Here is a 15350-nt window from a genome sequence, read left to right on the forward strand (position 1 = left end):
GTGTGCGGCGGCTCTCTACTCGCCCGAGGGTGACGTCAGGGGGACTCCCAGGGCCACCGGGGTGCCGAAGTTCGGGGTGCCGTCGGCGTTCCAGGTGAACTTCTGGGCCCTGGTGGTGCGGTTCATGTCGCAGCCGCCGTTGGTGGAGTTGTTGGCGTGATAGACGATCCAGTCCTCGGTGCCGTCGGGCGACTTGAAGAAGCCGTTGTGGCCGGGGCCGTACACCCCGTTGGCGTTGAACCGCTGGAAGACCGGGTCGGGCGACTTGACCCAGGAGGAGGAGCTGAGCGGATCACCGCCGTTGTAGGTGAGCATCCCCAGCTTGTAGTCGGGCGTGGAGCAGTGGCTCGCCGAGTACACGATGAACGTCCTGCCGCCCCGCTGAAGCACCTCGGCACCCTCGTTGACGGCGCCGCCCACGGTCTCCCAGCTGTAGGTCGGCGTCGACAGCACACGCCGGGTGCCGCTCGCGGTCCACGGGTTCGACAGGGGCCGGATGAACATGGGCTGGGAGCCGTTGTAGAAGGTGCCCAACAGGTAGAGCTGTCCGTTGAGTTGGAGGATGCCGGGGTCCAGCTCCCAGGTGTTGTCCTGGCTCGGGTCGAGCAGGTCGGCCTTGAAGGTGTAGGGGCCCATCGGGTCGAGCCCCGCGCTCTCCAGCACATGGATCCGCTGGGTGCCGAGGTCGTACGGCTCTCTCCCGGCCGTGTAGTAGAAGTACCACCGCTTGCCGTTGGGACCGTCGAGCAGGTGGAACTCCGGCGCCCACATGGTGCCCGCCCCGTTGGGCCGGGTCAGGTTGAAGATCACCTGGTCGGGAGCGGTCGCGAGCCCTGCGAGTGTGCTCGCCTTGCGCATGGTGACCGTCGAGTTCCAGGTCGTCGTGGCGAGGTAGTAGGAGCCGTCGTAGTACGTCAGCCAGGGGTCGGGCCCGTGCTGGGAGAGCGGGTTGGTGAAGGTGCCCGGCGTGGTGCCGCCCCCGGTGAAGGCGGGCAGCCGCCACACCCGGCCGCCGCTGGTGGAGCACGGCAGTTGGACCAGGTCGGTGTTCGACGCCGACGAACCACCGCTCGGCGCGACGCACTTGCCCGAGCCGACCGACACCAGGTTGAAGGTCCTGTCGGTGCCGGAGACCGTGACCGGCACCAGCCGCCACCGCTGGTTGGCGCCGCTGTGGCAGGGCCACTGGATGATCGCCGCGTTGTCCGCCGTGGACGCGCCGGAGACGTCGACGCACTGACCGGACTGGGTGGTGATCGTGTAGGTGTCGCTCGTACCGGAGACGGGCGTGTAGGCGAGGTTCTGGTTGGCGCCCGACGAGCAGGTGGAGGCGCGGAGTTGAGCACCCGCCGTCGTCGAACCGCCCGGCAGGTCGAGGCAGTTGCCGCCGTTCTGGTTCACGGCCGTCGAGGTGAAGGTGACGGCGGCGGAGGCGGGCGGTGCGACGAGGAAGGCCGTCGCCAGGACGAGCAGGGCCAGGAGGAGTCTGGATCTGGTCACGGGCCGTACACCTTTGCTTCGAGGAGGCCGACGGAGTTGGTGCCGTTGCTCGTGAGCAGCACTCGGAGCCGCGTGGTGTTCGTGGCGGTGAAAGTGACGCTGTTGTACTGGTTCCTGGCGAGGGGATAGCCGCTCGCGCCCGGCACGTCGACGTAGGCGCTGCCGTTCCAGTACTGGAGCTTCCAGGAGCTCGGCATGTCGATGCCCTGGTCGTCGTCGAAGAAGTACACGTCGGCCTTGTTCAGGGTCTTCGCCGCTGGCCAGGTCAGTTCGGCGTACTGCTGGCCGGTCTCCGGCCAGGTGCCCCAGCGTGGGTTGGCGGTGTCGTTGGAGGAGGGCGGGTCGATGCCGTCGTTGATCGCGGCGACGCTCTCCCAGGGGGAGGTGTACGACGCCGAAGCCGTCGCCGAGGTGGCCTGGTTGGCCGGGGGCTGGACCCCGCCCCGGTTGTACACCTTGACCTCGGTCAGGCCCGTCCTGGCGCCGGAGGCGTTGGTCGCCAGGACGCGGACCCGCTGAGCGCTGATCGCCGGGAACTTCACCAGGTTGTAGTTGGCGCGCGGCGCGGCCGGACTCCTCGTCTGGCTCGGGGCGTCCACCCATGAACTGCCGTTGTGGTACTGGACGGTGTACGACGACGGGGCTCGGTAGGTGGTCGAGGCCGGGCGGCTGTCCTTGAAGTACAACCGGACCTCGTTGAGCGTGCGGGCCGTGCCGAAGTTCAGCTCGTACCAGTCCTGCGCGGCCGAGCCGGCGGCGCCCCAGAACGGCTCGTTGGTGGGGTACCCGTCGACCGCCCCGGCCGCGCTGCTGCCGGAACCGGTGGAGGAGGCGGTCACGGTCGCCCCGGCGGCGAGGTTGGTCAGGTCGGCGGTGAGGTCGACGCCGGCCTTGGCGAGCATGTCGGCCATGCGCGGGCTGTCCTGCACGACCTGGTTCGCCGCCTTGAGCCCGGAGACCGCCGTGTGGTGGGTGACCGTGCCGCTGGTGGTGACGTCACCGGTGGCCGGATCCCAGGTGAAGGGGACCAGCGAGCCGACCGTGGCGACCCGGTTGCCGTTCACGTAGATCGAGTAGCCCTCCGGGATGCCCGGGTAGCGCACCACGCCGTCGGCCGGGTCGTCCCAGACGATCGACAGGTCGGTGCCCCGGTAGCGGAGGTTGTTGACCGTGAAGTGGTCCCAGCCGATGTCGATCGGGGAGAGCTCCACCTTGGCGTCGCTGCGCGGTCTGAGGCCCGCCACGTCCTCGATCACGGTCCAGTTGCTGCTGCCGAGGATGTTGTGGTGGATCCAGGAACGGTAGTCGATGCTGCTTCCGTTCCAGTCGGCCCAGAACTCGTTGGCGTCCGGCCACTGGGTGTTGCCTCCGACGTACTGCGCCCAGGCGTTCCAGTAGAGGAGCTTCTTGTAGTCCGTCGCGTTCATCCAGGAGTTGGGGTAGTTGCGCAACACCGAGGAGTAGAGCCGGAACTGGACCGTGGAGTTGATGGTGGAGAAGTTGTTGGAGCCGGGCTCGCCCGCGTCGGCGGCCGCCTTCTTGTCGACCTGGTTGGCCGTGTAGAAGGGGAAGACCGGGTACTGGGCCGGGTCGTCGTACAGGCGCAACGCCTGCTTGTACTGGGTGGTGTTGGGGACCGCTCCGACCGCGAACGGGTAGTAGTTGTTGATCTCCTTCCAGGGCACCCACTCGTTCGTCGACTTCAACCGGTGCTCGAACAGCTGCCGGTCGGGGTTCCACAGCACGTTGACGATGGCGTCCTTGATCTGGTTCGCGAGCGTGCGCATCTCCGTCGCCTTGGCCGTGTTGCCGGTCGCCTCGTAGGCCTGTGCGGCGGCGAGGGCGCCGCTGTACTGGTAGGCGGACTCGGCCCGGTCCATGTTTCCGGGCTTCCAGTGGAAGGAGACGGCGTCGGCGTCGTTGCCGGTCAGGGCGCCCCAGTCGTACTCGATGAGCTTGTTGTTGTCGTGGTCGTAGTAGGCCAGCTGTCCCTTCACGTCGCCCTCGGCGTAGTGGGCGAGCTGGTTCGCGATCGCCGGCTGGCCACCGTGGATCTGGTAGCTCTTCCAGGCCGCCTCGGCGATGTACTGGGTGTAGCTGTTGGACCAGTTCGCCGGGTCACCCGGGTTGTCCAGGAACCGTCCGCCCTTGGACACCTGGCCGACGCTAAGCCAGTCGCCGTACGCGTAGGCCGGGTCGCGCAGGTACTTGAGGTCGTCGATGTGCATCGGCTGGGTCAGCGCGATCGCGTTGTTGTAGCCGAGGACGCCCTCGGTGGAGGTCGGGAACTGGAAGGTCTGCCCGGGGATGTCGGCGTCGAGGTTGTTGAAGCGCATCAGCCACCAGCGGTAGTAGATGCTCTTCTTGATCGCCGGTTCGGGCACGTCGATGTAAGGCACGTTCCGGGCCCACCACAGGTTGTAGGCCCGCACGTGCGTGGCGAACGCGGGGGCCGCGGAATAGCCCGCGTAGGCGTTGTACTCGGTCAGTGACTGCGGGATCTCGTCGGTGACGAAGCCCATCACCACCTTGGCGGTCACCGTGGCCCCGGCCGCGACGGTCACCGAGCGGTTCAGGCCGCCGCCGGAGACCATGAAACCGTCGCCGGTCAGCCGGGGCCGGACGGTGGTGAGGTTGTTGTAGGCGTTGACCTGGCCGGTCAGCTCGCTGCCGGTGCCCGTGGTGGCGTACGGCGAAGTCGCCCGCAGTTGCAGGGTGGTCGAGCTGCTGCCGTTGTTCTTGATGGCCAGGTTGGTCACGGCCACGTTGTTGTCGGTGATGAACTTGGTCTGCTCGACCGAGACCGAGCCGCCGGTGTGGACGCTCTTCCAGTGGCTGGGCGTCTGGCGGCGCTGGGAGACCTGCTCGGTGAAGGTGCCCGGGGTGATCGCGACCGTGTACGCGCTGTTGTCGTTGACGCTCTCCCAGTAGGCGACCTTGCCGGCGAAGCCGAGGCGTGCGGGGTCGTGCTCCTTCATGAAGAGGGCACGCCCGCGGCTCATCAGCCAGGGCCCGGCCGGGTCGTCGCCGGTACGGGCGAGCAGGCGGTCCATCCAGAAGTCGGTGCCCGAGCTCTCCGCGTCGTAGATCGCCCGCATCATGTCGCCGGTGGTCTGGGCGACGGGCGGGGCCGGGATCGCGGGCCCGGTGAAGGTGGGGAAGCCGATGGTCTGCGCGGCGCGGGCGGGGGCCGCGAGGGAGACGGAACAGAGCAGGAGCGCCAGGACCACGAGGAGGCGCTGGGGGACGGTCCCTGCTCGTCGTCGCGCCGGAGTTCGTCTTCGCATCGGCTGCTCCCCTTTGCTGAAACGACCTAAAAGGTTTTCGCAACGTAGGAGCGAGCTGATGGAGTGTCAAGGGAGGCCGTTGGTGGCGGTGTTGGCGGACCGCGCGGTTCAGGACAGGTGAGCCGTGGACCCCCGGATCACGACCCGGCAGGGCAGCGTCTCCACCCCGGCGCGCGGAACGCCGTCGATCGCCCCGAACAGTGCCTGCGCGGCCGCCCGCCCGACCTGCTCCAGGTTCATGTCGACGCTCGTCAACGGCGGCCGGGTGGCCGAGGTCAGGATCTGCCAGTTGTCGAAGCCCATGACGGCCACGTCCTCCGGCACCCGGTGACCGCGCTCCCGCAGGATCTCGACGGCCCCGCGCGCGATCTGGTCGCTGCCGCACAGCACCGCGTCCACGTCCGAGTGGCGCTCCAGCAGCATGGCGGTGGCCGCCCGCCCCCACCCTTCCGACCACTCCGAGAACCGCGGCTCCCCGACGAAGGCCAGTCCGGCCTCGGCGAGCGCCGCCCGCGCCCCGTCCGCCCGCTCCCGGGCCGCCAGATATCCCGGGTCACCGGTGATGTGCGCGATCCGGGTGCGGCCGCAGGCCAACAGGTGCTCGACCGCGATCCGGCCCGCGTCCACGTTGTCGGGCACGATCGACAGATCCGCCGGATCGTCCGAGGGCGCGTAGGCGTACACGACGGGAACGGGCAGGTCACGGCCCAGGGAGGGCCGCGGATCGGTCCGGCTGCCCACCACGATCAGACCGTCGACCCGGCGCCCGAGCAGGGCCCGCACATGGTGCTGCTCGCGGATCGCGTCCCCGCGCGCGTCGCACAGGAACACCGCGACCTCGCCCGCGCCGAAGGCGTCCTCCGCGCCCATGAGGATCGGGATGCTGAACCTGCCCTCCAGGTCACTGGTGAGCAGTCCGACGGTGCCCGTGCGCCCGGCGAGCAGTCCGCGGGCGAGCTGGTTCGGCCGGAACGACAGCCGCTCGGCCGCCTCGACGACCCGCTGCCGGGTCTCGGCCCGCACCTGGCTGCGGCCGTTGAGGGCCTTGGACGCGGTGGCCACGGAGACGCCCGCCAGCCGGGCCACGTCGGTGAGGGTGGCGGTGTGCGAACGAGAGGGGCCGGGGGTGGGTGTCATGCGTGTCTCCTGTCGCTCGTCGCGTGTCCAAACGGTACGCGAGAATTTTCGGCCGCTCACCCGAACCCGTTGTCGTGCCAAAGGGATTGACGGGTCTTCAGCTCGGTTCTAGCTTGACGAAAGCCTTTTCGGCTCGTTTCTTCCGGGTGCTCGTCACGAAGGGGGATCGTCATGGGGAGCCCGACCGGATCACCGGGGCCCGTCCGCCGTCTCGTCACCGCCGCAGTCGCCCTGGTCGCCACCGTCGGCCTGGCCACGGCCTGCGGATCGGGGGACGACGACCCGGGCGGCGGGGGAGGAGGGGGCAAGGCGGACGCGAAGGGCGTCGACGACGGGGCCACGCTGACGATGTGGACCCGAGCGGCGACCCGTCCGCAGAGCGAGGCCCTGGTCAAGGCGTACAACGCGAAGCACAGGAACAAGGTCGAGCTGACCGTCGTGCCCACCGACGACTACCAGGCCAAGGTCGGCGCCGCGGCCGGCTCCAAGGACCTCCCCGATCTCTTCGCCTCCGACGTGGTGTTCGTCCCGAACTACACTTCCAGCCGGCTCTTCGCCGACCTCACCGACCGCATCGACGCCCTCCCCTTCGCCGCCGACCTCGCCCAGTCGCACATCAAGGCGGGCACGTACGACGGCAGGAAGTACGTCGTCCCCCACACCCTCGACCTCTCGGTGCTCTTCTACAACAAGGACCTCTACCGCAAGGCGAAGCTCGACCCCGGCAAGCCGCCCACCACCCTTGCCGAATGGGACCGACAGGCGCGTGCCGTCGACAAGTTGGGCGGTGGCGTCAACGGCACCTTCTTCGGCGGCAACTGCGGCGGCTGCGGTGTCTTCACCTGGTGGCCTTCGATCTGGGCCGCCGGCGACGACGTGCTGAACGACGACGGCACCGAGGCCGACCTGGCCTCCGACACCGCCAAGAAGGTCTACGACACCTACCGCGGCTGGGTCCAGGACGACATCGTGGCCCCCGGCGCCCGCGACGAGACCGGCGTGACCTGGACCGGCGTCTTCCCGAAGGGCGAGGTCGGCGTGATGCCCATGCCGTCGACGACGCTCGGTCTGATGCCCAAGGACCTCGACCTCGGCGTCGCCCCGATCCCGGGCCCCGACGGCGGCAGGTCCACCTTCGTCGGCGGCGACGCCATCGGCATCTCCGCCACCAGCGACAAGATCGACCAGTCCTGGAACTTCCTCGCCTGGTCCCTCGGCGACGAGGCCCAGGTCGACGTGGTCGCCGCGCACAAGGACGTGGTGGCCCGCACCGACCTCGCGTCCAACAAGTACTCCGCGGCGGACCCGCGCCTGGTCACCATCAACGAGCTGGTCGCGGACGGCCGTACCCCTTACGCCCTGAAGTTCGGCCAGACCTTCAACGACCCCAACGGGCCCTGGCTGACGCTGATGCGCGACGCCGTCTTCGGCGACGCGGCGAAGGTCGACCAGGACAACGAGGCCGTCACCGCCTCCCTGGGCGACTGACATGCGGGTGCAGACAGCGGACCGGGCGACCACCGAAACCCCGGTCCGGACGGACCCGCCGCACCGCCGCCGCGCGATGCGATGGCACTCCCGCACCCTCCAGGGCCTCGGATACGCAGCCCCCACGGCCGCGTTCGTCGCCGTCCTCTTCGTCCTGCCGCTGCTCCTCGTCGGCCGGATGTCGCTCCACGACTGGCCGTTGCTCACCGGCGACCAGGGCGGCAACGCCCCGGAGAACTACTCCGACATCACCGACAGCACCCTGTTCTGGCCCGCCGTCCGCTTCACCCTCCTCTACACGGGGATCGTCACGGTCCTCCTCCTCGGCCTCGCGCTCCTCCTGGCCCTGCTGGTGCAGCAGTCCCGCCCCGGCACCGGCTTCTTCCGCACCGTGTACTTCCTGCCCGGCGCCCTGGGCCTCGCCTCCGCCTCCCTCCTCTTCTGGGGCATGTACAGCCCCACCACCGGCCCCCTCAGCCACCCCCTGGAGCACCTCGGCCTGGTCGACGGGCCGGTGTCCTTCCTCGGCACCCCGACCTCCGCCCTGCTGGCCACGGTGTTCCTCGTCGTCTGGAAGTTCGCCGGCTTCTACATGCTGATCCTGCTGGTGGGCCTCCAGCGCATCCCGCACGAGCTGTACGAGGCGGCCCGCATGGACGGCGCGAGCCGCGGGCAGGTCTTCCGCTCCATCACCCTGCCCCTGCTCCGGCCGTCCCTCGCCCTGTCACTGCTGCTGTGCGTGACGGGATCGCTGCTCGCCTTCGACCAGTTCTTCGTCCTGACCAAGGGCGGCCCGGACAACAGCACGGTGACCGTGGTGCAGTTGATCTACCGGGAGGCCTTCCAGCGGCTCGACCTCGGTACGGCGGCGGCCCTTTCGATCATCGTGCTGGCCGTGCTGCTCCTGCTCAACGTCCTTCAGTTCCGCGGTCTGCGCCACACCGACGCGTCATGAAGGGAGACCTCGCCGTGCGCACCCGCGCTCTCGGACAGACGCCGTACTACGTCGTCGCCTCGGGTCTGGCCGTCATCTTCCTCTTCCCGTTGCTGTGGAACACCTGGGCCTCGGTCAGCGCCCAGCCCGGCACCGCCCAGGAGTCCGGCTACGGCCTCGGCAACTACCGCACCCTCCTCGACTACGACGCCGGCCTGTGGCGCTACCTCCTCAACTCGACCCTCGTCTCGGCCCTCACGGTCGCCCTCACCGTCGGCGTCTCGCTCCTCGGCGGCTACGCCTTCGCCCGCTTCGGCTTCCCCGGCAAGAACCTGCTGTTCCTGCTGACCCTGGCCATCCTGATGGTCCCGTACGCCACCCTCCTCATCCCGCTCTACGTCCTCCTCGGCCGCCTGCACCTCCAGAACTCCCTGATCGGGCTGAGCCTGGTCCTCGCCGTGTTCCAACTCCCCTTCGCCACCTTCATGATGCGGATCTCCTTCGAGTCGGTCCCCCGCGAACTGGAGGAGTCGGCCCTCGTCGACGGCTGCGGCACCGCGGGCGCCCTGCGCCGGGTACTGCTCCCGGCGGTCAGGCCCGGTCTGATCACCGTGGGCCTGTTCGCCTTCCTCGCCGCCTGGAACGACTTCATCGCCCCGCTGATCCTCATCTCCGACAGCGAGAAGGCGCCCCTGCCGCTGGCCGTGGCGAACCTGCGGCAACAGAGCATGGGCGCCGTCGACTACGGCGCCACCGAGGCGGGCGTGGTGGTCCTCGCCGTGCCGTGCCTCCTCGTCTTCCTGCTGCTGCAACGGCACTACGTGCGCGGATTCATGTCGGGCGCCCTGAAGGGATGATGCGTTGAAGCCGAACCCGAGGTCGCAGCACACGCACACGCACACGGACCGTGCCGTACCGGTCGCCCCGAGCCGAAGCCGCCTGCGGCCCCTCGGCCTCGACGAGGTCCGGATCACCGGCGGCTTCTGGGCCCGGCGCCGGGAGGTCAACGCCACCGCCACCCTCGACCACTGCCGCGACTGGATGGAACGCGTCGGCTGGCTCGGCAACTTCCGCGCACCCGTGCAGGCCCGCCGGGGCCGGGAGTTCGCCGACTCCGACGTCTACAAACTGCTCGAAGCCATGGCCTGGGCAGGCACCGGGTCCGACCCGGTCACCGAGACGATCGCCGCCGCCCAGGAACCCGACGGCTACCTCAACACCCACTTCGGCCGCCCCGGCCAGCAGCCCCGGTACAGCGATCTCGAATGGGGCCACGAGCTGTACTGCTACGGCCACTTGATCCAGGCGGGCGTGGCCCAGATCCGCACCGGGGGCGAGGGCGAGCTGGCGAAGACCGCCCTGCGGGCCGCGGACCACGTGTGCGCCACCTTCGGCCCCGGCGGCATCGAAGGCGTCTGCGGACACCCGGAGATCGAGACCGCCCTGGTCGAACTGGCCCGCGCCACCGGCGAACAGCGCTATCTCGACCAGGCGGCGCTCTTCATCGACCGCCGAGGCCGGGGCACGCTCGCCGACGGCGAGTTCGGCCGCGCCTACCACCAGGACGACATGCCCGTCCGGCAGGCCACGGTCCTGCGCGGCCACGCCGTCCGCGCCCTCTACCTCGCCTGCGGGGCCGTCGACGTGGCCGTGGAGACGGGCGACGAGGAACTCCTCGCGGCCGTCGTACGGCAGTGGGAGACCACGGTCGCCCGCCGCACCCACCTGACCGGCGGCATGGGCTCCCACCACCGCGACGAGTCCTTCGGCGACGACTTCGTCCTCCCGCCCGACCGCGCCTACTCGGAGACCTGCGCCGGTGTCGCCGCCGTGATGCTCGGCTGGCGCCTGCTCCTCGCCACCGGCGAACCACGCTTCGCCGACCTCGCCGAACGCACCCTGTTCAACGTCGTCGCGACCTCACCCGCCGAGGACGGCCGCTCCTTCTTCTACGCCAACACCCTGCACCGCCGCCGACGCGGCACCGTCCCCGCACCTCACGCCGTGAGCCCACGCGCCGAATCGGGCCTGCGCGCCCCCTGGTTCGAGGTGTCCTGCTGCCCGACCAACGTGGCCCGCACCCTGGCCCTGCTGCCCACGTACCTGGCGTCCGTCGACGACCACGGCATCCAGCTCCACCAGTACGCCGACGCCGAGATCTCCGTCGACGGCGTCGCCCTGCGGGTCCGTACCGACTACCCGTCCGGCGGGACCGTGACCGTCCGGATCGCCCGGTCCCCGGACCACCCGTGGACCCTGTCCCTGCGCGTCCCGGCCTGGACGGAGGGCGCCACGACATGGCTGGTCGACGCGGACGGCACCCGCCCTACGGTCGCGCCGGGCACGGCCGCGGTCACCCGGGTCTTCCGCCCCGGCGACGAGATCCGGCTCGAACTGCCCGTGGCGCCCCGCTGGATCGCGCCGGACCCCCGCGTCGACGCGGTCCGCGGCACGGTCGCCGTCCAGCGCGGCCCCCTGGTGTACTGCGCCGAGTCCGTGGACCTGCCGGACGGACGGGAGGTCGACGCCGTACGGGTGGACACGAGCGCCGAGCCCGTGGACGGCCCGGAGGACACGGTCGTGGCGCCGGGTGAACTCGCCGAGCCACCGGACGGGCCCTGGCCGTTCCGGCCACTGGACCAGGTGGACGCGTCCGCCGCCGAAAGCCGGGGGATCGTGCTGGTGCCGTACCACTCCTGGGCGAACCGCGGCCCTTCGACGATGCGCGTGTGGCTGCCGACGAACCAGCCCTGACGGAACCGACGATCGGAGACCGAGCATGTCCCGACCCCCCACCCGCAGACGCGTGTTAGGTCTGGCCGCCGCGACGGCGGCCGCCGTGCCCCTCGCGCAGACCGCCACGCCGTCCTACGCGGCCGCCCCCGCGACCCGGTCCGCGTCCTGGGCGGTGCGTCCCTTCCCCCTCGACCAAGTCACGCTCGGCGAGGGCGTGTTCCGCCGCAAGCGCGACCTCATGCTCGACTACGCCCGCTCCTACCCCGCCGACCGGATCCTCGCCGTCTTCCGCGCCAACGCCGGCCTCGACACCCGGGGCGCCCGGCCGCCCGGGGGCTGGGAGACCGCCGACGGCAACCTGCGCGGCCACTACGGCGGCCACTTCCTGTCGCTGATCGCCCAGGCGTACGCCGGCACCGGGGACCCCGCGCTCAGGACCAAGCTCGACCACCTGGTCGCCGGTCTCGGCGAGTGCCAGCGGGCCTTCGCCGAGCACGGCTCGCCGAAACCGACCCACCCCGGCTACCTGGCGGCGTACCCGGAGACCCAGTTCATCCTGCTGGAGAGCTACACGACCTACCCCACGATCTGGGCGCCCTACTACACCTGCCACAAGATCATGCGCGGGCTGCTCGACGCGCACACGCTGGGCGGCAACCAGCAGGCGCTGGGGATCGCCTCGGCGATGGGCGACTGGGCACACAGCCGCCTGTCCCGGCTGCCGAAGGCCCAGTTGGACCGCATGTGGTCGATCTACATCGCCGGTGAGTACGGCGGCATGAACGAGGTGCTGGCCGACCTGTACACCCTCACCGGACGCCCCGAACACCTCGCCGCCGCCCGCTGCTTCGACAACACCGCGCTGCTGGACGCCTGTTCCGAGAACCGGGACGTCCTCGACGGACGCCACGCCAACCAGCACATCCCCCAGTTCACCGGCTACCTGAGGCTGTTCGACGAGACCGGGGAATCCCGGTACGCCGACGCGGCCCGCAACTTCTGGGGCATGGTCGCGGGCCCCCGCACCTACAGCCTGGGCGGCACCGGGCAGGGCGAGATGTTCCGGGCCAGGGGCGCCGTCGCGGCCACCCTGGGCGACAACAACGCCGAGACCTGCGCGACGTACAACATGCTCAAGCTGAGCCGGCAGTTGTTCTTCCACGACCCCGACCCGAAGTACACGGACTACTACGAGCGGGCCCTGACCAACCACATCCTCGCCTCCCGCCGGGACACCCCGAGCACGAGCAGTCCGGAGGTCACCTACTTCGTGGGCATGGGCCCGGGAGTGGTGCGCTCGTACGACAACACCGGTACCTGCTGCGGCGGCACCGGCATGGAGAACCACACCAAGTACCAGGACTCGATCTACTTCCGCTCCGCCGACGGCACCGCCCTGTACGTCAACCTCCACCTGGCCTCCACCCTGCGCTGGCCGGAGCGCGGGCTCGTCGTCGAGCAGACGAGCGCCTACCCGTACGAAGGCGTCCGCACCCTGACCTTCCGCGAGGGCGGCGGCAGACTCGACCTGAAGCTGCGGATCCCGTCCTGGGCCACGGCAGGCGTCACCGTCACGGTCAACGGCGTAGGGCAACGGGTCGCGGCCGTACCGGGCAGCTACCTCACCCTGAACCGGGACTGGCGGACCGGCGACCGCGTCGGCCTCTCCACCCCCTACCGGCTGCGCGTCGAGCGGGCGCCGGACGACCCGACGGTCCAGTCGCTCTTCCACGGCCCGGTCCTGCTGGTGGCGCAGAGCCCGGCCACGACCCTCCGCGAGTTCTCCTTCTACAAGGACCTCACGCTCCGAGGCGACCTCGCCGACGTGATCCGCCCCGAGGGACGTCCGCTGCACTTCACCACGCACGGCCTCACCCTCGCCCCCTTCCACATCGCGGACGACACCCGGTACCACGCCTACTTCAGACGCGCGGAACCGGTCGTCGTCTTCGGCGGAACCGACTCTGGCGTTCCGAACCGGGCCCGCGGCGACGGCCTGACCTTCCTCGACGTGCTCTGGGCCCAGGCGCCCTTCGCGTCCTCGGGGGCCTTCGTGCGGGCGGTACGCGCCCTCTCCGGCACCTGGGTCTCCGCGGGGCTGTTGAGCACCGCGGAACGGGACCGGGTGATCACGGTCGCGCGGAACGCGGGCTTCAGGCGCTGACCCCGTCGCCGTCGAGGTCGGTGCACTGCCGCAGCACCCGCAGCTCGTCGCCCTCGACCCGCATCTCGTACAGCTTCCCGCGCGCGTTCTCGAAGGGACGGTGGAGGATCATCATCAGCCGGCCGTCGAAGGCCCGGAACAGCATGCCGTGCCCGCTGTCCTCCCGGACCAGCGGCCGGCGCTGTTCCCAGGGCCCGGTCAGCTCACCGGACCTGGAGACGGCGTAGGTCTGCACGTACCCGCCGCTGACGGTGCCGTCCGCACCGGCGGTGTTCTTCTCGTACGTCGACCAGAGCATGAGGAGGGCGCCGCCAGGGGTGCGGTGCAGCTGCGGACCGTCGGTGACGTAGGGCGCGAGCTGGTGCGGGACACCAGCGGGGATCTGCTCACCGAGCCAGAACGCGTCCGAACCCTTGAACAGGAAGACGGGCTCGCCGACCGTCCGGGTCAGGTCGGGGGCCAGCCGGACGGCTTCCATCGTCCCGTCGACGGTCTGGAGCCACTCGTGCGCGTACACCATCCAGGGCTGCCCGTCCGGATCGACGTGGAGGGTGCCGTCGAGGGTCATCAGGTGCGCGGGCGGAGTGGGCCCGGACGGGTCGACGACGGTGAAGGGCCCGAGCAGCGAGTCGGACACGGCGGTGATCGTGCCGCGCGCGTGGTTCGGCAGCGGGAAAGGCGTACCCCAGCGCCCGGCCGGTCGCACCGGCAGCATCCGGCCCTCGTCGTGCAGGGTGGTGAACAGGTAGTACCTGCCGGCCCACGTGTGCACCTCCGGCGCCCACCCGCCGTCCCGCGCCCAGATCCCCTCCTGGTCGTCCGTGCGGAACACCACGACGGGCCGCGTCCAGTCCCGCAGGTCCCGACTGCGGTAGACCATCGTCCCGACACCCTCCACACCCGACACGGAGGACTCGTTCGACGTGTACAGGTAGTAGGTCCGCGTCGCCTCGTCCGCGACGACGAACGGATCGTGCAACGGCATGTCGGGCAGCCGCAGGGGCTCGATGTCGGTCACGGCTGAACGATACGGGGACGTCAGCGGACGGAAGTCCCGGGCCGCGAGGGGCCGCGCTCCACTAGAAGCGGACCGTCATCTCCACCCGCACCTCGTCCCCCGCAACGAGCCCCTCCGGCTTGCGCACCGCGTTCTTCAGGGGCAGCAGATACCCGCCGTCCTTCGGGAACAGAGACGTAGTGAAGGCGACCTCGCCGATCCGGGCCTCGACCGGGATCACGCCCCAGCCGTACGTCGCCGTGCGGGCCACCTCACCGATGTCGGCGGACTCCTGGTCGGGCACCGGGACGAAGTAGTAGGGGGCCGGGCCGCGCCATTCGATCACCTGGCCGGTGAAGGTGAGCTGCATGAGACCCCGTTGTCCCGACGACGTCAGGACCGTCTGTACCGCGCCGCGATGTCCGTGAGATATCCGCGCAGCAGGATCTTCGCCTCCTCCAGCAGGGCCGCGTCCCCCTTGGTGTCCCGGCGGAAGGCCTCCTGGGCGAGCGCGTCGGCGGCGAGGATCGCGGCGTGGCAGACGCGGGCGAGGGTCTCGTCGTCCTCGGCGAGACGCAGCGCGAGCAGGATGCGGCGGATCCCGTCGGCCATCCGGTGCTTGTGCTCGCGGTCCGCGGCCCGGGTCCGCTCGGTCAGTCCGCTGCCGAACCACAGGGCGCGGAAGCCGTGTTCGGTGCGGTAGATCTCGGCGTACGCGTCGATGAGGACGCCCACCGGGTCCTCCCAGCGCTCGGCGGCCGCGGCCTCCACGAGCGCGTCCATCGCCGCTTCCAGCTTCGCGAAGTATCCGGCCGCGAGCGCCTCGATGATCGCCCCGCGGTCGGGCAGGTACTGGTAGAGCGAGCCGACCGACACCCGTGCCTCGGAGGCGATCCGGGTGGTGGTGAGCGACTCGACGCCCTCCTCCACCAGGATGCGCTCCGCGGCCTCGAGCACCCTGGCCAACCGGGCCCGGCTGCGGGCCTGTTGGGGAGTGCGGCGCAGAGACGCGATCCATGCGGCCGGGTCGGTGTCCGGGACGGACTCAGCCACGGCACGACCTCCGCTCACCACGTGACAGCCTCACGCGACAACCTCCGAACGTGA

At 70.3% G+C, this 15350-nt stretch carries 11 protein-coding genes; 5 read left to right on the forward strand and 6 right to left on the reverse strand.

Annotation, left to right across the window (positions count from 1 at the left end):
* Positions 1-15 precede the first annotated feature (15 nt).
* From ABZ098_RS14490 to ABZ098_RS14500, 3 genes are all read right to left on the reverse strand, one after another.
* Entirely contained in the window at positions 16-1500 is a 1485-nt protein-coding gene (locus tag ABZ098_RS14490) for a family 43 glycosylhydrolase (protein WP_356590770.1), read from the reverse strand.
* Entirely contained in the window at positions 1497-4787 is a 3291-nt protein-coding gene (locus ABZ098_RS14495; protein ID WP_356590772.1) for a discoidin domain-containing protein, read from the reverse strand. Before ABZ098_RS14495 ends, ABZ098_RS14490 begins: the two co-directional genes overlap by 4 nt.
* Before the next feature lie 108 nt (positions 4788-4895).
* Positions 4896-5924 carry a LacI family DNA-binding transcriptional regulator gene (locus ABZ098_RS14500; RefSeq protein WP_356590774.1) on the reverse strand — a complete coding sequence of 343 codons (1029 nt, stop codon included), beginning with the start codon at positions 5922-5924 and terminating at the stop codon, positions 4896-4898.
* Between the two features lie 171 nt (positions 5925-6095).
* On the opposite strand from ABZ098_RS14500, the gene ABZ098_RS14505 reads away from it, so the two are divergent.
* The 5 genes from ABZ098_RS14505 to ABZ098_RS14525 are packed head-to-tail and all read left to right on the forward strand — an operon-like array spanning position 6096 to position 13246.
* A complete protein-coding gene (locus ABZ098_RS14505) occupies positions 6096-7412 on the forward strand; it encodes a sugar ABC transporter substrate-binding protein (protein ID WP_356590776.1) in 1317 nt (438 codons plus the stop codon).
* 1 nt (position 7413) lies between these two features.
* Positions 7414-8367: a sugar ABC transporter permease gene (locus ABZ098_RS14510; protein ID WP_356590778.1), complete on the forward strand. Its 954-nt coding sequence runs from the start codon at positions 7414-7416 to the stop codon at positions 8365-8367.
* 14 nt (positions 8368-8381) lie between these two features.
* The gene (locus tag ABZ098_RS14515) at positions 8382-9203 is read left to right on the forward strand and encodes a carbohydrate ABC transporter permease (protein WP_356591414.1); all 822 of its coding nucleotides are present in this window, start codon (positions 8382-8384) and stop codon (positions 9201-9203) included.
* A 4-nt stretch (positions 9204-9207) separates the two neighbouring features.
* Positions 9208-11100, forward strand: a complete 1893-nt coding sequence (locus ABZ098_RS14520) for a beta-L-arabinofuranosidase domain-containing protein (RefSeq protein ID WP_356590780.1) — start codon at positions 9208-9210, stop codon at positions 11098-11100.
* 25 nt (positions 11101-11125) lie between these two features.
* The gene (locus ABZ098_RS14525; RefSeq protein ID WP_356590782.1) at positions 11126-13246 is read left to right on the forward strand and encodes a beta-L-arabinofuranosidase domain-containing protein; all 2121 of its coding nucleotides are present in this window, start codon (positions 11126-11128) and stop codon (positions 13244-13246) included.
* Here the strand turns inward: ABZ098_RS14525 and ABZ098_RS14530 are convergent.
* From ABZ098_RS14530 to ABZ098_RS14540, 3 genes are all read right to left on the reverse strand, one after another.
* Complete coding sequence (locus ABZ098_RS14530) at positions 13236-14231, reverse strand: glycoside hydrolase family 43 protein (protein ID WP_356591416.1); 996 nt, start codon at positions 14229-14231, stop codon at positions 13236-13238. The genes ABZ098_RS14525 and ABZ098_RS14530 overlap by 11 nt on opposite strands.
* Before the next feature lie 94 nt (positions 14232-14325).
* A complete protein-coding gene (locus tag ABZ098_RS14535) occupies positions 14326-14613 on the reverse strand; it encodes a DUF1905 domain-containing protein (protein WP_356590784.1) in 288 nt (95 codons plus the stop codon).
* Positions 14614-14636: 23 nt separating this feature from the next.
* Positions 14637-15296, reverse strand: a complete 660-nt coding sequence (locus ABZ098_RS14540; RefSeq protein WP_356590786.1) for a TetR/AcrR family transcriptional regulator — start codon at positions 15294-15296, stop codon at positions 14637-14639.
* Positions 15297-15350 lie beyond the last annotated feature (54 nt).

This window comes from Streptomyces sp. NPDC006335, assembly GCF_040612795.1.
Taxonomy (GTDB): domain Bacteria; phylum Actinomycetota; class Actinomycetes; order Streptomycetales; family Streptomycetaceae; genus Streptomyces.